This window comes from Flavobacterium sp. ACN6 (assembly GCF_002304005.1).
In the GTDB taxonomy this organism is placed as follows: Bacteria; Bacteroidota; Bacteroidia; order Flavobacteriales; family Flavobacteriaceae; genus Flavobacterium.
This window is the reverse complement of record NZ_MRCQ01000015.1, coordinates 56,406-74,496: the sequence shown is the minus strand read 5'-3', so window position 1 is coordinate 74,496 and position 18,091 is coordinate 56,406. Positions and strand designations below refer to the sequence as shown.

Below are 18,091 nucleotides of genomic sequence, written 5' to 3'. Positions count from 1 at the left end.
TTCGATTTATCATTAAAATACAAATACTAAAATGGCTTCATTTACTAAAGAAATTTCTTTTCGCTGGTCAGATCTTGACCCAAACTTTCACGTTCGTCATAGTGCTTATTACGATTTTGGCGCACAGCATCGTATTGAAATCCTTGAAGAATTGGGTTTAACTTTAAAAGTGATGCAGACACAAGGCTTTGGACCTGTTTTGTTTAGAGAAGAATGTGTTTTTAGAAAAGAATTAAAACTTTCAGACAAAATATTCATTCATACCAAAACATCAAAAATGAAAGCCGATGCTTCGCGCTGGTCGATCATTCACGAATTTAGAAGAGAAGACGATACACTTTGCGCAACAATTACGGTTGACGGCGCCTGGATGGACACGAAACTGCGTAAATTAGCTTCTCCAACTCCAGAAATTGCGATTCAAGCTTTGAGTATTTTTCCAAAAAGCGAGGATTTTATCGGACTCTAAAATAAAGCTAATTTATCTTAACTTTATAAAATCCAAAAAACAGCTATAGAGATATTGTTTTTTGGATTTTTTTTCTCAAAATCAGAATTTATGATTGATTACTTAAAGGATTTTAGAATAGGCTTCTTCATTGCCGTAATTGCAATTGTAACAATCGTTCTTGGCGCAATCACAGATAGAGTGCTTCGTTATTTTCTCTATAAAAAAGAAAGCAATAAAGAATACGATGCAACGGGATTTAAGTTCTTAAAACATTTAATCATAACGATAATTTACATTCTCGGATTTGCTTTTGCATTAATTCAAATTCCCGAATTCAAGATTATCGGGCATTCGTTTTTAGCAGGCGCGGGAGTTATTTCCCTTGTTGCCGGTTTAGCTTCGCAGCAGGCTTTGAGCAATATTGTAAGCGGCATTTTCTTAGTCATTTTTAAACCCTTTAAAATCAATGACAAAATCACGATCAACAATTTTGTGGGTACTGTTGAAGATATCAATTTGAGACAAGTCGTTCTAAAAGATGCAGAAAATAACCGAATTATTATTCCGAACTCCGTTATCAGCAATCAAATTATTGTCAACACCAATATGCATGATACTAAGTGCTGTAAAATAATCGAAATTGGGATTGGTTACGATTCGGATATTGAAAATGCATTAGAAATCATGAAAGACGAAATTGCCAAACATCCGCTTTTTATTGATACACGCACAGCAGAAGCCAAGAAACTAAAAACCCCAATAGTTGTGGCACGCGTTGTTGCATTGGCAGATTCCAGCGTAAATTTAAAAGCTTGGGCTTGGGCAAAAAATTCTAATGACGGATTTGTAATGTATTGTGATTTACTGCAAAGCATTAAGAAAAGATTTGACCAAAACAATATTGACATTCCTTATCCACAGCGTGTTATCACTTTAAAAAATGATTTAAAAATTCCCGATCAAAAGTAAATTGAGATGAAACCTTCCCAAATAATTCCGATTCAAATTTTACACCTATTTCCTATTTTGTAATTGGCAGAAATATCTTCAAAGCATTGCGCTCAAAATTATTGCTGTAATGGCTTAATTTTTAACTCAATCGCTTTTTTGTAATAACTTTAAGAGAGGATTTTTTGGTTTTAAAAATGCATAGCGGTAATTTTATAATCCTTAATAAAAAAGTCGCTTTTAAATGAAAACCTTAAAACTCCTTATACTTTTATTGCCCGTTTTTTGTTTAGCACAAGAACAGAAAATCAAGCAATTAGATATTAATTTAACGAATTACGAATATCCTTTTCCTGTAAGCTTTCTAGAGCTGAGCAATCAGCGTCAAGCGCTTAAAATGGCTTATATGGATATTAAACCAGATAATTACAATAATAAAAACATTGTATTACTTCACGGAAAAAATTTCAATGGCGCTTATTGGGAAACGACCATAAAAGCACTTACAAAAGAAGGTTTCCGCGTAATTGTTCCCGATCAAATTGGTTTTGGAAAATCGACAAAACCTGATAATTTTCAATACACTTTTCAGCAGTTAGCAGAAAACACCAAAAAACTTTTAGATCATTTAGGGATTGAAAAAACAACCATTTTAGGTCATTCTATGGGCGGAATGCTCGCTGCACGTTTTGCTTTATTATATCCTGAAACTACAGAAAAACTGGTGCTCGAAAATCCGATTGGTTTAGAAGACTGGAAACTATTTGTTCCTTACAAACCTGTAGATTGGTGGTACGAATCGGAATTAAAACAAAATTACGAAGGCATCAAAAAATACCAAATGGCCAATTATTATGACGGGAAATGGAATGCCGATTATCAAAAATGGGCCGAACTTGGCGCGGGATGGACAACGGCTCCAAATTACGACCGCGTAGCCTGGAATTCGGCCCTTTTATATGATATGATTTTTACACAGCCAGTTTTATACGAATTTAAAAACATCAAAAGTCCAACACTTTTAATCATCGGAACGAGAGACAAGACGGCTTTAGGAAAACCATTGGTTTCTCAAGAAGTTCAAAAAACAATGGGGAATTATATGGAACTGGGCAAGAAAACACAAAAGGCAATTCCGAACGCAAAATTGGTCGAAGTTCCCAATACAGGACATTTACCGCATATCGAATCTTTTGATTCATTTATAAAACCATTAATCGTATTTTTGAAATAAAATATTTTTTGTCTGCCACGAATTAAACGGCAAAAGACTAACTTAAAAACTATACAAATTATGTTTACAATTGACCAAATAAAAGAAGCTCATTCAAAAGTAAAAACCGGAGCAGATTTTCCAAATTATATACAAGATTTAATCATTTTAGGCGTAAAAGGATACGACACTTTTGTACACGACGGAAGCGTGGTTTATTTCGGATTGAATAATTACACAGCGGCAGCAGAAGAAAAATACCCTGAAATAAAAGTTGCTGATTTTCCTAACAAAGAACTTTTTATAGAGTTCTTAGTAAAACACCAGCACGGAGAAACCGATTATATGACTTTCTGTAAAAATTGCGCACAATGCGGTATTGCAAAATGGCGTGTTGATATTGTCGAAATGACCTGCACTTATTTTGATAAAGCTGAAAATGAAATTTTGATCGAAAAAATTCCAAGTTAATTTAAAGGTAATTCATCATATCTATTTGAGCGTATTCAAATAAACCATTTTAATTTTTGTTTTGCTTTATCAACAATAAAAAATGTCCAGTAAAATTTCTCCTTTAATTACAGCAGAAGAACTTCTTAAATTAGATCTTTCTGATATTATTTTAATTGATGCTCGAGCTGGTGCCAATGCTTTTGAAAACTATCAAAAAGAGCACTTAAAAGGCGCTCGGTTTGTAGATTTAAATCGTGATTTGGCCGAAATTCCAGATGATCCGGCAAATGGAGGAAGACATCCTTTACCAACTCCTGCACAATTTTCTAAAACACTTTCTGCTCTTGGAATTAATTCTTCGAATCATATTGTAGTGTACGATGACAAAAACGGTTCTAATTTTGCCGCTCGTTTCTGGTGGATGATGCGTGCGGTTAGACACGAAGAAATTCAGGTTTTAAATGGCGGTTTTCAAGCTGCTCTGAAAATTAATTTTCCAACAAGTTCCGGAATCGAGACCTTTCAGGAAACAGCATATTCTGTTCAAGAATGGAAACTGCCATTAGCAAACATAGAGGAAGTTGAAAAAGCTCTAAAAAGCGATCAAAATATTGTAATTGATGTTCGGGACAAAAATAGATTTGACGGACTCACAGAACCGCTGGATTTAATTGCAGGCCATATTCCAGGCGCAGTAAATGTTCCGCTGACTGAAAATCTAGATGAAAATGGATTATTCAAATCTCCTGAAGAATTAGCACTAAAATACAAATCCGTAATTGGCGATAAAGAAACTGAAAACACAATCGTACATTGTGGTTCTGGTGTTACAGCCTGCCATACTTTATTAGCAATGGATTATGCTGGACTCCCTATTCCGAAATTATATGTAGGATCTTGGAGCGAATGGTCTAGAAATAACCGCGAGATGACAACGAAAAAACCAGAATAAAAAATATTTTTTGCCACAGATTAAAGTACTTTAAAAGAGTAATCATTTCTAATATGTGATTCCGATTGCTGTCGGGAGTGGCAAAAAACACTTAAATAACACAACAAATCAAAATACACAATGCAGCATTGGGATATACTTTTATCAAATCAGGTAAATAAAAAAGCTTTTATAGACAACATATTAAACGGAGAAGCAAAAGGCGAATTAGAAGTTTTCAATAACCAAAAAGGAATCTTGTTTTCTGATATTTCTATTGAGAAATTCATCGAAAAAGAATTTCAATACGACAGCGTTGAAACTTCTCCAAGCTCACACAGGCAATTGAGAACTTTTTCTTCTGGAGAACGCAAAAAAGAGTTTTTACGCTACTGCATTAACCAAAAACCCGATTTTATCATTTTTGATAATCCATTCGATCATTTAGATCAGCCTTCACGAGTAATTCTTGCCGATTCTTTAAAAGACCTTACGAGCGAGATCGCAATTATTCAGCTTTTAAACCGTACTGTAGATGTCTTAGAGTTTGTTCCAAATAAAGCTTTAATTAAAGACAATACTTTCGAATTACATCCATTTGTAAAAATCGAAAATCACTTTAAAACTCTTAATACAGCTGCAATTCCAAAAGCTCTTGAACCACATGACTTTCACGAAAGTGAATTAATAAAACTAGACGATGTTTCTGTAAGTTACGAAGAACGAAAAATCCTCAACAACATTTCTTGGACAGTAAAACAAGGCGAATTCTGGCAGTTAATTGGTCCAAACGGTTCTGGAAAAAGCACCATTTTATCATTGATTACAGGCGATAATCCGAAAGGTTTTGGACAGAATTTATTTTTGTTTGGAAGAAAAAAAGGAACGGGAGAAAGTGTATGGGAAATCAAAAAGAAAATTGGAATCTTCGCAACTTCTATGACCGATTTATTTCAAAAAAGCCATACTTTAGAACAAATGATCTTATCCGGATTCTTTGACCAAATCGGACTTTACACGGAACCTACAACACATCAAAAACAAATTGTAACGCAATGGCTTGAAGTAATAGAAATGTCCCATTTGCGTAAAAAACGTTTTATAGATCTTTCTATCGGGCAGCAAAGAGTGGCATTGATTGTTCGCGCCGTTTTAAAGCATCCGCCTTTACTAATTTTAGATGAACCTGTCGAAGGTTTAGACGACGAAAATGTAGATCTGGTGATTCAACTAATCAATACCATTAAACAAGAAACAAACGTGAGTATTATTTACGTTTCACACCGTATTGAATCAGGGCTTGCCCCTACTTCAGTTTTCGAACTTGTACCAGCAGAAACAGGATCAATCGGAAAAATAAAATACCACTCAGAATTAAATTAAAATGAAAATCAAAATATCCTTAATTCTAGTTTTGCAGTTCTTATTGTTTTCTTGTTCGAGTACAATTTCAACAGCAAAAAAAGAATATACTTTTAATACATCATCTCAACTAAAATCAAGCTGGAAAATAATGTCCCAGCAATGGATTTCAAAAAACGATACCATTACAGGAACAGGTTCATTGTCTAAATGGGGAGTTTTAGAATCTAAAAAACAACTTCCAAAAAACTATGAAATAGATTTCAAAGTCAACATGACAAAAGAATCACTTTTTGAAGTAATGCTCAATTTAGACAAAGAAAATTACATCAGAACCTATCTCTATCAAATTGACCAAAACATTGTAATAGGAAAAGGGGTTTACCACAAAAACAGCGACGAATACGAAAAACGCGGCGGCCCCACTTTATTCAAAAAACCAATGAAGTTAGAAAACAACAAATGGTATTCGGTTAAAATTAAAGTCTTAAACAATCAATTATACTTTTCCATAGACAACAAAACATCAGTAGAATGTTCACTTGAAAAAAGCTATTTAAGCCAAAAAGGAAAAATAGGATTTATCACAAACGGAGAAGTCAAAATAACTGATTTCAAAATTAAAACATTGTAAAAAATATATTTACCATTAAGATATTAAGTTAATTAAGTGCTGCGATTAATTTTTCTTAATTAACTCAATATTTTAATAGTTGAAAACAAAAAAAAGCTCCAAAAAGGAGCTTTTTTTTGTTTATATTTCAAGTAAAACTATCTAATTTTCTAATTGACAAATTATCAAATTAATTCTCCTCTTCGTCTGTGTTATGCGACTTCACATAGTTACGCCATTTCTCGATACAATCCTGAAAATCTTGAGGCAGTTCTGTATCAAAACGCATTAATTCTCCCGTATTTGGGTGAACAAAACCAAGTGTCTTCGCATGCAGTGCCTGACGTGGCAACGCTTTAAAACAGTTCTCTATAAACTGCTTGTATTTTGTAAAAGTCGTTCCTTTCAAAATCAAATGACCGCCGTAACGTTCATCATTAAATAACGGATGCCCAATATGCTTCATGTGCGCACGAATCTGGTGAGTTCTTCCTGTTTCTAGTTTACACGAAATCAAAGTCACATAACCAAAACGCTCCAAAACTTTATAATGCGTAATAGCAGGTTTTCCAATTTCAGGATCATCAAAAACAGCCATTTGCATTCGGTCTTTCAAATGTCTGGCAAGATTTCCTTCAATTGTACCGCTCTCAGCAGCAACATTTCCCCACACAAGAGCAATATACTCACGTTCAGAAGTTTTAGCTTCAAACTGCTTTGCCAAATGCGTCATAGCCGCTTCCGTTTTAGCCACAACCAAAAGTCCAGACGTATCCTTATCAATTCGATGTACCAAACCTGGGCGCTCACTGCTGTTCATTGGCAGATTATCAAAATGATGCGCCAAAGCATTTACCAAAGTTCCAGTATAATTTCCGTGACCTGGGTGCACCACCATTCCAGGCTCTTTATTAATCAATAAAAGAGCATCATCTTCATACACAATATTCAGCGGAAGATCCTCTGGAAGAATATGATTTTCAAACGGCGGATGCGATAACATAACCGTCACCACATCAAAAGGTTTAACCTTGTAATTTGATTTTACCGGAATATCATTTACAAAAATGTTTCCTTCAGTTGCTGCGTTCTGAATTTTATTTCGTGTAGCATTCTGAATCAAATTCATTAAATATTTGTCAATACGCAAAAGCGCCTGACCTTTAGGGACTTCAAATCTAAAATGTTCGAATAATTCGTCTTCCAGATCTAAATTTTCAATATTATTGTTCATCATTTGGGGTTTCTACAGGCGCTGCAGTACTGTCTGACTGGCTTTCATCTACATAACTTGCTTTTCCATCACCTAAAACCAAATCGATTTTAGACGCTTTCAAAACGCGGTCTCCTACTTTTAAATTTCTTCCTTTCAAACGCATTTCCAAAACCATATCTTTTCCAAGATTCGGAATATACGTAATCGTTCCAAGTTCAAGACCTAAAGCCTTCAAAGTCGGCACAGCCTCACGATATGTTTTCTCGATCAAATCAGGAATTTTAACAGATGAGAAACCTGAAGCATTAATCTTAATATAAATCTTGCGACCTACTTTTACCTTCGTTCCCGGCAGCGGATCCTGCTCAACAACGCTATATTTTGGGAATTCACTTCTGTAGTCAACACTATCCAAAAGAACATAATCCAAATCCAGTTCATCCAATTTTGCTTCAACCTGCTCTTCAGTCAATTTAGACAAATTCGGAACAGCAATTTCATGTCCGTGATCAGTTGTAAAAGTCAACCAATGCATAAATAAATAACCTATAACCGCTATAATAGCTGCGGCAGCAAGCAATTGCAAGAAAAAAACTCGGCTTGTTAAATACTGACGTAAACTCATAAATTTATTTTTATTAGTCGCAAAGATAAACCTATTTCGTTTCAAAAAAAATGATAATTTTGTTTAAAACAAGAAAGTAGCAAGATTGCCATTATAATCGAAAACAAAGGAAGTTTGGAATTTGAAGTTTTAAAAAATTAGAATTTCAATTTCAAGGAGCTGTTTCCTGCTGTCCGCTGTATCTTTTCCCGGCTAAAGGAGCCAGAAAAAGGATGCCGCTTCCATCAGGGCTAGGCCACTCGTTTTCATAAATTCATTTTTCGGTTCTATTGCAAAATAAGCGAAATTCAATTGTCAGACTGAGCGAAGTCAAAGTCCCCGCAAAGTGATTCAGCAAACGGGACTTCGACTTCGCTCAGTCTGACAAACGTAACGAACAAAAACAAAAAACATTAAAAATCGTTCAATAAGCAATAAAACGATTAAACAGTTTAAACAATTAAACAACAAAACAGCTAAACAATTAAACAGTTAAATAAAACGATTAAACAGTTTAAACAAATAAACGGTTAAACAATAAAACAACAAAACGATTAAACATAAAAAAATGAAAAACATTGCCATCATCATGGGCGGATATTCAAGCGAATACAAAATTTCGCTTATCAGCGGAAACGTTGTCTACCAATATCTTGACAAAACAAAATACAACGGATTCCGAATTCATATTTTTAAAGAGAAATGGGTTTATGTAGACCAAAACGATGCCGAATTCCCAATCGATAGAAATGATTTTTCAGTTACTGTAAATGGAGAAAAAATTACATTTGACTGTGTTTTCAACGCCATTCACGGAACTCCGGGAGAAGATGGATTAATGCAGGCTTATTTCGAATTAATCGGATTACCGCAATCTTCTTGCGATTATTACCAATCTGCGCTTACTTTCAATAAAAGAGATTTATTATCGGTTTTAAAACCATACGGAATCAAAACGGCAATCTCTTACTATTTGAATAAAGGAGACGAAATTAATACAGACGAAATCGTTAAAAAAGTAGGTTTACCATGTTTTGTAAAACCAAACAAAGCAGGATCAAGCTTCGGAATTTCAAAAGTAAAAACCGCCGCCGAACTGCCAATCGCAATTGAAGTGGCGTACAAAGAAGACAACGAAATCATCATCGAAAGTTTCCTTGATGGAACTGAAGTTTCTGTCGGCGTAATTAACTACAAAGGTGAAATTAAAGTGCTGCCAATAACAGAAATCGTTTCAGACAATGATTTCTTCGATTACGAAGCCAAATACGAAGGAAAATCACAAGAAATCACACCAGCGAGAATCTCTGACGAGTTAACTCAAAAAGTGGGAGAAACAGCAAAACGTGCTTACGAAGTTTTAAAAATGAAAGGTTTCTCAAGAAGCGAATTCATCATCGTAGACAACGAGCCATATATGCTTGAAATGAATACCATTCCAGGTTTAACAACAGAAAGTTTGATTCCGCAGCAAGCCAAAGCAGCTGGAATTTCTCTGGAAGATTTATTTACAAATGCAATTGAGTTAGCGCTTATTTAAAGATGCTAAGATACTAAGGTGCTAAGGTTCTAAGATCTTAGCACTTTTCTTTTTTAAATTTCACTTTCTACACACAAATCTTAGTACCTTAGAATCTCAGAAACTTAGCACCTTAAAAAAAAATGAAACAAATCTTTGAATGGAATAGACTTTTCTTTAACGAACTCCCAGAAATTTTTCTGCTGGAGGTAATATTTCGTTCAACGGTAATGTTTATTATTTTACTGCTAACTTTAAAATTAGCTGGTAAAAGAGGCGTTAAACAATTATCAATTTTCGAAACTGTAATCGTTATTGCCCTTGGATCTGCCGCCGGCGACCCTATGTTTTATGAAGATGTCGGAATCGTGCCAGCAGCGATTGTTTTCTTAGTAATTATCACTTTGTACCGCGGTGTAACCTGGCTTACGGGAAAAAGTAAAAAATTCGAAGAATTTATAGAAGGTAAAACCGAATGCCTAATCAACGATGGGAAATTCTCTGTATCGAGTTTCAAAAAAGAAACTTTGGCGCAGGACGAATTTTTCTCAGAACTTCGCATAAAATCAATCGAACATTTAGGACAGGTTAAGCACGCCTTTATAGAAACAAGCGGTGAAATAAGTGTTTTTTTCTATGAAGACGAAGAAGTAAAACACGGACTTCCCATTTTACCCTTGCTATTTCATCAAAAAAGCAAAGAAATTCTAACGGACGGAATTTACTCCTGCACCTTTTGCGGTCACACCGAAGAAAAAAAAGTAGGAACATCGAAATGCAAAGTCTGCCAAAAAGAAGAATGGGTAGCGGCAATTAATACTAAAAGAATCACATAAATATAAATTCCAAATTTTATAAATTCCAAATTCCAAAACCGAAGTTTCAAGTCCTCTAATTAAACTTTGAACCTTTGCAACTTTGAACCTCTGAACCTTAAAAAAAAATGCGAAAAGCCATATTTCCCGGATCATTTGACCCGATAACACTAGGACACGAAGACATTATCAAAAGAGGAATTCCTTTATTTGATGAAATTGTAATTGCCATTGGTGTAAATGCCGAAAAAAAATACATGTTTTCATTAGAAGAAAGAAAACGCTTTATCGAAGAAACTTTCAAAGACGAACCTAAAGTTTCCGTTATCACTTATGAAGGATTAACAATTGATTTAGCTAAAAAATTAAAAGCAAATTTCATTCTAAGAGGTTTACGTAACCCAGCCGATTTCGAATTCGAAAAAGCTATCGCGCACACGAATAGAAAACTGTCAAAAATAGAAACGGTGTTTTTATTAACCGCTGCGAGTACCTCGTTTATCAGTTCGAGTATTGTTCGTGATGTATTGCGTCATGGAGGCGAATATGAAATGCTGGTTCCTGATGCTGTTAGGGTGAAGAAATAATACATCGCAACAAGTTGTTGCGAGGAACGAAGCAAACGCATTATGCAATACTCTGCTAAAATTAAGTAGTGAGATTGCTTCGTTCCTCGCAATGACAAAAAATTCATAAACTTGCAAGCGAAGTAAATTATAAGTAATTTCGCATTTTTAAAACAAACAATAAATAATGAGCATCGAAAGAGAATTAAGCAAACGAAGCGGATCAAAATGTGAACTTTGCGGAAACGAAGAAAACCTTAAAGTTTATCAAGTTCTTCCAACTAAAAAAGGCGGAATTGATGAAGCTGTATTAGCCTGTAATACCTGTATTGACCAAATTGAAAATCCAGATAATGTTGATTTAAATCACTGGAGATGCCTTAACGACAGCATGTGGAATGAAAATGTCGCGGTACAAGTTGTTGCCTGGAGAATGTTAAGCCGTTTACGTGCTGCTGGATGGCCTCAGGAATTACTCGATATGATGTACTTAGACGAAGATACTCTAGAATGGGCAAAAGCAACGGGCGAAGGCGAAGAAGACGAAAATAAACTAGTTCACCGTGACAGCAACGGCCTAGTACTACAACACGGAGATTCTGTTGTTTTAATTAAAGATCTTAAAGTAAAAGGATCTAGCATGGTTGCCAAACAAGGAACTGCCGTGAGAAACATTCGCCTAGACCACGAAAACGCTGAATATATTGAGGGAAAAGTCGATGGACAGCAGATTGTGATTATAACGCAGTATGTGAAGAAGATATAGCTTTTAGTAAGGTTCAAAGGGACAAAGGTTCACAGGAACAAAGTTTCTTCGGATGCTGTATAATTTTAATCGCAAAGCACACAAAGTATACGTAAAGTTCGCAAAGTTTTATTCCACAAAGCTTTGCGAACTTTGCTTTTAAAAGCTATAAATAAAATAACTTAGCGCATTTGCGCAAAACTATACACAAAGTATGTCAAACCTGAAACCTTAAACTTGAAACAAAAAAAGCTGTTCGATTAGAACAGCTTTTTATAATTATAGATAAAGGTTAAAAACTTTGTCCCTTAGAAACTTTGAGCCTTTGAACCTTAAAAAAATTACTTTTGGAATAATTTACTGATTTGATCTTTTACTAAAGGCTCAGAAACATTGTTTGTAGCAGCGTCTCTCTCTTTGCTGGAAACCATAAATTGAACTGTAGCTTTATCTGGAACAACATTACTTGTGTAGTGTAACCAGATGTAATTGTTAGGTAATTCTAACTTAATATCATATAACGGTGTAGCAGTAAAACCACCTACAATAATGTTATAAAGATTAGTGTAATCATTGTTTAGATTTCTGAATGAAAATTTTCTTAGGTTAGAAGAAGCATCATCATCAGTTAGAATAGTAGTGTAATACACAGTATATTCATCTCCAATTTTTTGAATGTAATTGTTGTTTACTTTCCCTAATTTCTCAACAGGAACAGTTTCAAGAACTTTAATTTGTGCAAACGAAACAAAGCTAAAGAACAAAGCAGCAATGGTAATAATGTTTTTCATAGTGAATTTGGGGTTTACAATTTTACTGTAGCAAAAAAACATAGAAATATTGAAAAAACAGCTATCAAATCATTATTTTTTTAACATAAAATTACAAAACTTAGTTAAAGAATTCTAAACAACTGAAATACAAATAGATAAATTCAAATAATCCAATTTTAAATTGCAATTCAAAAAATCCCTTTTTAGGAGATAATTCGTTCCTTTAAAAACTAATATTTCCCTTTCTTCTCCTCTTCTTCCTTCTTTATGACATTGCGGGCAACTTCAATTTTAAATTTCTTGCCTTTCATTTTTTCGTCTTTGATATTTTTAAGAAGGTCTTTTACTTTATTGTATTTTACGGCTGCAAACGAAACGAAATCTTTAACTTCAATTAAACCCAAATCTTCTTTTTCTAATTTCCCTTTTTGAGAAAAGAAGCCTACAATATCAAATTTATTCAGTTTGGTTTTCTTTCCGCCGCTGATATAAATGGTTTGAAATTGAGGCGGATTCGGAAGCGAAACTTTTCCTTCAACATCCAGAACATTCATTTCGTAATCAATATAATCGAGCTTTTTTTCACTTTCGTGAATGATAATATAAGCCGTTCCCGTTGCCTGCATACGTGCTGTACGCCCGTTTCTATGTGTGAATTCGTCTTCTTTCAAAGGCAGATGGTAATGAATAACGTGTTTCATTTCAGGAATATCCAATCCTCTGGCTGCTAAATCTGTTGTTACCAAATAGCTCACACTTCCATTTCTAAACTGAATTAAAGCGCGTTCACGTTCCTCCTGATCCATACCGCCGTGGTAATAAACCGAATAAATTCCTTTTTCGTTTAAAGTATCACTGATGCGTTCTGCAGCATCTCTATGATTGCAGAATATAATCGCCGACTCTGATTTCAACGAACAAATCAAATTGAATAAACTTGTCAATTTGTCTTTAGAAGCCGAAACAACCATTTTCATCGAAAGATTTGCTTTTTCCTCTTCTTCAGGAATAAAATCTAAAACAGTCGGATTTACAACTCTTGTATATTTCGGGATTTCAATATCTGACGTTGCTGAAACAAAAACTCTTTTATTTATTTTCGGTAATCTTCCAATAATAAAAGACATTTGTTCGTGAAAGCCCAATTGAAGCGATTTATCAAACTCGTCTAAAATCAAAGTCTGAATTTTATCTGTTCTAAAAGTATCTTTGTCAATATGATCTGCAATTCTTCCCGGCGTTCCAATTAAAACCGCAGGCGGATTGCTTAAATTCTTAATTTCTGTATCAATTGAATGTCCGCCGTAGCAGATATTTACTTTGTACTGCGTTCCCATTTTCTTCCAAACCTGCTCAATCTGAAGTCCAAGTTCGCGAGAAGGAACTAAAATTAAACATTGAACCGAAAGAATTTCAGGCTGTAACAATTCTAAAATTGGCAGCAAAAAAGCCAGTGTTTTTCCAGATCCAGTTGGAGAAAGCAATAAGACATTGTTCTCGTTTAAAATAGCATCTTGTGCCATTTCCTGCATTTCGTTCAAGCTCTCAATCCCTAAATTGGAAAGTATATTGTTGGAATGGTGTTTTTTATTCATTTTGCAAAAGTAGAGAAAATAGTTGGCAGTGTACAGTTTTTAGTATTCAGTTTTCAGTTGCAGTTTTCAGTCTCGAGTCAAGTTTACATACAAATCGCAAAAAATGTTTCCCGCAGATTTTGCAGATTAATTTTTAACAAATAAAAAAATCCGCTCAATCTGCAAAATCTACGAGAGAAAAAAACACACAGTATCTGAACTTAAAACCTAAAACAAAAAACTTATATTTGATTCATAATAAAAACAAAACCATGAAACTTTTTACTCTTTTCTTTTCACTTTTCACCATCACACTTTTCGCTCAAAACAATAAAAAATACGAAACATTTTTTGAGAAAGGAAACGGGAATCAGTCGGCAACTTACCAGGAAACTATTGCTTATTTTAAGCTTTTGGCTGATGATTTTCCGACGATTCAGGTTAAAGAAATGGGATTGACAGATTCTGGGGAACCTTTACACATGGTGACGTATAATCCAGACAAAGATTTTGATTTTGAGAAAATTCAGAAAACCAAAGCGGTTCTTTTTGTCAATAACGGAATCCACGCGGGCGAGCCTGACGGAATCGATGCAAGCATGCAGTTCTACAGAGATTTGGCAATTGGAAAACTGAAAGCGCCAAAAAATACCGTTTTAGTTTGTATTCCGGTTTATAATATTGGCGGTGCTTTAAACAGGAATTCGACTACGCGAGCCAATCAGGACGGACCAGAAGTTTATGGTTTTAGAGGAAACGCCAGAAATTACGATCTGAATCGTGATTTAATGAAATCGGATACGAGAAATACAAAGAGTTTTGTTGAAATTTTCCAAAAGATAAATGCTGATGTTTTTATTGACAATCACGTAAGTAACGGTTCTGATTATCAATACAAACTGACGTACATTATGACACAGCACAATAAATTGGGAACTGTTTTGGGAGATTTTTTGAATAATGAAATGATGCCGGCGCTGGTAAAAGATCTTCAGAAAAAGAAAATTGAAACAACGCCTTATGTCGATTCTTTTAAGGATACGCCAGACAAAGGTTTCGGACAATTTGTTGATAGTCCGCGTTATACAACGGGATATACTTCCCTATTTAATACGATTGGTTTTGTGGTGGAAACACATATGCTGAAAAAATATGCCGAACGTGTAAAAATGACGTACGAATACATGAAAACGACTTTGGATTATACGGATGCCAATTATCTAAAAATCAAAGAACTTAGAGTGGAAAATCTAGAGCAATATCAGCCAAAGAAACCGTATACTTTAAAATGGGAACTGGACAGCACAAAAGCGACTACTTTTTCGTTTTTAGGTTATGAAGCGGGTTACAAGAAAAGTGACGCCACAACAGGAAATCGTTTGTATTACGACCGAAGTAAACCGTATAAAAAAGACGTTCCGTATATTAAAGAATTCAAATCGCTGAAAGATGTTGTTATTCCGTCTGCTTATATCATTCCGCGTGGTTATTGGAATATTATTGACCTTTTGAAAAATAACAATATCTCGTTTAAACAAATTAAAAACGATACGATTATAGAAGTTGAAAGCTACAGAATTGCCGATTTTAAAACCGTTCCTTCTGCTTATGAAGGACATTATTTGCACCGAAATACAACGGTAACTTCTAAAATGGTTAAAATGGCTTTCGCCAAAGGAGATTACATCGTTCCAACGAACCAAAAAGGGGTAAAATATCTAGTAGAAGCTTTTGAACCAGAAGGTGTTGATTCGTTTTTTAACTGGAATTTTTTCGATGCTATTTTACAACAAAAAGAACATTACTCAGAGTATATTTTTGAAGATACAGCTGGACAGCTTTTAAAAGAAAATCCATCTTTAAAAGCCGAATTCGAAACCAAAAAACAAAACGACCGTGAATTTGCAAAAAATGCAGAAGCGCAGTTAAACTGGATTTATAAGCATTCTGTTTATTATGAAAAGGCGCATATGCAGTATCCTGTTTATCGCGTTTTGTAGATTTATTATTGCCTTTTTTTTTTAACGCAAAGTGCGCTAAGTTTTTTTGATTTTGATTGGGTTTGGCTTGTGATAAGAACGCAAAGCTTTGTGCGTAGAACTTTGTCAAAGTTTCGAAACTTTGACAAAGTTGTTCCGTTAGGAACATTTCATCGGTAGAAAAAAAATATCGTTTTGGCATTGTGTCCTGTAGGGACACTTGTTTTTACGGAAATAAAATGTATGTGCCATTAATCAAACGTTCCTACAGAACGTATAACCGCATAATTCAATTATTTTTTCTTCCGACCAGACATTCCGACGGAATGAATTCTTTTAATTTGATTAGTATACATCCATAACAATATTGAATATTCCGTAGGAATATCTCGTTAATAAAAAATCTGAAAACCAATTCTGTTTTAATTTGTATTTTCGTCTTACTTAACTATTAACTTCTTTTTTATGTCATTTCAAGGATACTTAAAAACAATTAGAGAAAAAACAGGAAACGGTCCCGCTGAGTTTAGAACTTTAGCAGAACAAAAAGGTTTTACAGCAGACGGAAAGCTAAAAACCGATGTAAAAGCCGGAGATATTGTAAATTGGCTTAAAAATGATTTTGACTTAGGTCAGGGACATTCAATGGCGATTTATGCACTGCTTAAGGGCATAAAAAATGAAGATAGCGAATAAAAAGTGTGACTATTAAAACTTTTACACAATAATTTTTAAAAAAAAATGAAAATAATTTCAGTAAGGGAGAACCCTGAATATAAAGACAAAATGATTCAGTATTTTCAAAACAGCTGGTTTGAGGTATCACCAATTATTTATGAAGATTGTATTAAACATAGCATAGAAGCTAAAGACGCTTTGCCTCAATGGTATTTATTAGAAAATAATGATGAGGTTATTGGCTGTGCGGGACTTATTACAAATGACTTTATCAGCAGAATGGACTTATATCCTTGGGTTTGCGCAATTTTTATAAATGAAAAACACAGAGGAAACAATTACAGTAAATTACTAATTGAAAAAGCTAAAGAAGATTCTAAAAAGGCTGGATTTAAAAACCTATATCTATGCACGGATCATATTGGATTCTACGAAAAAATTGGTTTTAAATACATCGGGCAAGGGTATCATCCTTGGGAAGAAGAATCCAGAATTTATCAAATAGATTTGTAAACTTATTTTAGGAAAAGACAATGAACACAATCTAAATAAAAAAAGTCATGAGAACGGAACTTGCGCTAGCAGAGAAAATATTCCGTTAGGAATATCTCGTCGGTAGAAATAATTGTATCGTTTTGTATTGTGTCCTGTAGGGACACTTGTTTTGCGGATAATATATCTGTTACATTATTCAAACGTTCCTACGGAACGTATAAACACAAATCTTTTTTTTGGCTACCAACGAGACATTCCTAACGGAATGAAGCCTCACTGGCCAACTCACCGGCGAAAAAACCTGAAACCTGAAACCTGAAACCTGAAACCTGAAACCTGAAACTTGAAACTTGAAACATTTTTAATCTCAAAATGCAGCTTCGCGTGAGGGATAGAGCTAAGCTACCGAAGTAGCAGCGAAAGCCCGACAGCAATAAAAAAAATACCCAATGAACGCAAAGTTGATTGGGTATTTTTTGTATTGGTGGCACGCCCTGCTATTTAATTATTAGAACTTGGACTTGATCGATATGGAACTGGCGGTACAGTTTTTTCTGTTGGAATTTCTTCTTCTTCGAACAATAATTTGATATTTTCGTAAGAGTTTTTTAGCGCTTCTTTGATTTGCTCTGGGTTTAACCAGGCTACTTTTTCGATTCCTTCTTCGATCTGGCCTTTTGGAGTTCCTTCAAAATCGGACTGCATTTCGAACCAATGCGTGATTTTGAGTTTGTATTTTCCGTTGCGTTTGAAAATATGATAGGTTTTTTGAAGTTTATTTATGATTCTGAGTTTACCTACACCCGTTTCTTCTTCGACTTCGCGCATTGCGGTGTCTTCAATATCCTCCCCTTTTTCGATACCGCCCTTTGGTAAATCCCATTTTCCGTTTCTAAAAATGAACAAAACCTCGCCTTTCTTGTTGTACACAAAACCGCCGCCGGCTTTGTTTACTGGGATTTTGGCTTTTAGGGTTTTCATTATTTCACTTTCATCGGGATGATATAAAATAGCTTTTTGAATTTTATTTTGAAAAATTTTTATGATAAGATGTTCTATATCAATACTCTCCAACAAGAACAATTGGAAATCTGTTTCTTTGGAGATTTCATTTGTCAAAAAAAGTGGTTTGTCGTTTACAAAAACTTTATACATT

Annotated in this window: 19 protein-coding genes; 14 read left to right on the top strand and 5 right to left on the bottom strand. The window is 34.5% G+C overall.

Annotation, left to right across the window (positions count from 1 at the left end):
- Positions 1 to 31: 31 nt before the first annotated feature.
- The 7 genes from BSF42_RS19230 (at position 32) to BSF42_RS19200 (ending at position 5,992) form a co-directional block, all read left to right on the top strand.
- A complete protein-coding gene (locus BSF42_RS19230; protein WP_095954731.1) occupies positions 32 to 469 on the top strand; it encodes a thioesterase family protein in 438 nt (145 codons plus the stop codon).
- A gap of 90 nt (positions 470 to 559) precedes the next feature.
- Positions 560 to 1,420 (top strand): mechanosensitive ion channel family protein, encoded by an 861-nt coding sequence (locus tag BSF42_RS19225; protein ID WP_095954730.1) that lies wholly within the window; start codon positions 560 to 562, stop codon positions 1,418 to 1,420.
- Positions 1,421 to 1,643: 223 nt separating this feature from the next.
- Entirely contained in the window at positions 1,644 to 2,633 is a 990-nt protein-coding gene (locus tag BSF42_RS19220) for an alpha/beta fold hydrolase (RefSeq protein ID WP_095954729.1), read from the top strand.
- A 60-nt stretch (positions 2,634 to 2,693) separates the two neighbouring features.
- Complete coding sequence (locus tag BSF42_RS19215) at positions 2,694 to 3,083, top strand: DUF1398 domain-containing protein (protein WP_095954728.1); 390 nt, start codon at positions 2,694 to 2,696, stop codon at positions 3,081 to 3,083.
- A gap of 82 nt (positions 3,084 to 3,165) precedes the next feature.
- On the top strand, positions 3,166 to 4,017 hold the full coding sequence (locus BSF42_RS19210) for a sulfurtransferase (RefSeq protein WP_095954727.1): 852 nt from the start codon (positions 3,166 to 3,168) through the stop codon (positions 4,015 to 4,017).
- A 120-nt stretch (positions 4,018 to 4,137) separates the two neighbouring features.
- Positions 4,138 to 5,379, top strand: a complete 1,242-nt coding sequence (locus BSF42_RS19205; protein ID WP_095954726.1) for an ATP-binding cassette domain-containing protein — start codon at positions 4,138 to 4,140, stop codon at positions 5,377 to 5,379.
- A gap of 1 nt (position 5,380) precedes the next feature.
- Entirely contained in the window at positions 5,381 to 5,992 is a 612-nt protein-coding gene (locus BSF42_RS19200; protein WP_095954725.1) for a family 16 glycoside hydrolase, read from the top strand.
- 169 nt (positions 5,993 to 6,161) lie between these two features.
- Here the strand turns inward: BSF42_RS19200 and BSF42_RS19195 are convergent, their stop codons facing one another.
- Together BSF42_RS19195 and BSF42_RS19190 are read right to left on the bottom strand one after the other, a co-directional pair.
- Positions 6,162 to 7,205 carry an RluA family pseudouridine synthase gene (locus tag BSF42_RS19195; protein ID WP_095954724.1) on the bottom strand — a complete coding sequence of 348 codons (1,044 nt, stop codon included), beginning with the start codon at positions 7,203 to 7,205 and terminating at the stop codon, positions 6,162 to 6,164.
- Positions 7,195 to 7,812, bottom strand: coding sequence for a PASTA domain-containing protein (locus BSF42_RS19190; protein ID WP_095954723.1), 618 nt, complete (start codon positions 7,810 to 7,812; stop codon positions 7,195 to 7,197). The genes BSF42_RS19195 and BSF42_RS19190 overlap by 11 nt, the downstream gene beginning before the upstream one ends.
- 547 nt (positions 7,813 to 8,359) lie before the next feature.
- On the opposite strand from BSF42_RS19190, the gene BSF42_RS19185 reads away from it, so the two are divergent.
- The 4 genes from BSF42_RS19185 (at position 8,360) to BSF42_RS19170 (ending at position 11,457) form a co-directional block, all read left to right on the top strand.
- The gene (locus BSF42_RS19185) at positions 8,360 to 9,331 is read left to right on the top strand and encodes a D-alanine--D-alanine ligase (RefSeq protein ID WP_095954722.1); all 972 of its coding nucleotides are present in this window, start codon (positions 8,360 to 8,362) and stop codon (positions 9,329 to 9,331) included.
- Between the two features lie 122 nt (positions 9,332 to 9,453).
- Positions 9,454 to 10,146: a YetF domain-containing protein gene (locus BSF42_RS19180; protein ID WP_095954721.1), complete on the top strand. Its 693-nt coding sequence runs from the start codon at positions 9,454 to 9,456 to the stop codon at positions 10,144 to 10,146.
- A gap of 107 nt (positions 10,147 to 10,253) precedes the next feature.
- Entirely contained in the window at positions 10,254 to 10,712 is a 459-nt protein-coding gene (coaD, locus tag BSF42_RS19175; protein ID WP_095954720.1) for a pantetheine-phosphate adenylyltransferase, read from the top strand.
- A 166-nt stretch (positions 10,713 to 10,878) separates the two neighbouring features.
- Complete coding sequence (locus tag BSF42_RS19170; protein WP_095954719.1) at positions 10,879 to 11,457, top strand: alkylphosphonate utilization protein; 579 nt, start codon at positions 10,879 to 10,881, stop codon at positions 11,455 to 11,457.
- Positions 11,458 to 11,777: 320 nt separating this feature from the next.
- Here the strand turns inward: BSF42_RS19170 and BSF42_RS19165 are convergent, their stop codons facing one another.
- Both BSF42_RS19165 and BSF42_RS19160 read right to left on the bottom strand, forming a co-directional pair.
- Positions 11,778 to 12,227, bottom strand: coding sequence for a hypothetical protein (locus BSF42_RS19165; protein WP_095954718.1), 450 nt, complete (start codon positions 12,225 to 12,227; stop codon positions 11,778 to 11,780).
- 212 nt (positions 12,228 to 12,439) lie between these two features.
- On the bottom strand, positions 12,440 to 13,804 hold the full coding sequence (locus tag BSF42_RS19160; RefSeq protein ID WP_095954717.1) for a DEAD/DEAH box helicase: 1,365 nt from the start codon (positions 13,802 to 13,804) through the stop codon (positions 12,440 to 12,442).
- Between the two features lie 251 nt (positions 13,805 to 14,055).
- Between BSF42_RS19160 and BSF42_RS19155 the strand changes: the two genes are divergently transcribed.
- From BSF42_RS19155 to BSF42_RS19145, 3 genes are all read left to right on the top strand, one after another.
- Positions 14,056 to 15,783: a M14 family metallopeptidase gene (locus BSF42_RS19155; RefSeq protein WP_095954716.1), complete on the top strand. Its 1,728-nt coding sequence runs from the start codon at positions 14,056 to 14,058 to the stop codon at positions 15,781 to 15,783.
- 444 nt (positions 15,784 to 16,227) lie between these two features.
- Positions 16,228 to 16,458 (top strand): DUF4287 domain-containing protein, encoded by a 231-nt coding sequence (locus BSF42_RS19150; protein ID WP_095954715.1) that lies wholly within the window; start codon positions 16,228 to 16,230, stop codon positions 16,456 to 16,458.
- Positions 16,459 to 16,503: 45 nt separating this feature from the next.
- Entirely contained in the window at positions 16,504 to 16,953 is a 450-nt protein-coding gene (locus BSF42_RS19145) for a GNAT family N-acetyltransferase (protein WP_095954714.1), read from the top strand.
- Between the two features lie 483 nt (positions 16,954 to 17,436).
- On the opposite strand, the gene BSF42_RS19140 is transcribed toward BSF42_RS19145, so the two are convergent.
- On the bottom strand, positions 17,437 to 18,090 hold the full coding sequence (locus BSF42_RS19140; RefSeq protein ID WP_095954713.1) for an NUDIX hydrolase: 654 nt from the start codon (positions 18,088 to 18,090) through the stop codon (positions 17,437 to 17,439).
- Position 18,091: the final 1 nt, after the last annotated feature.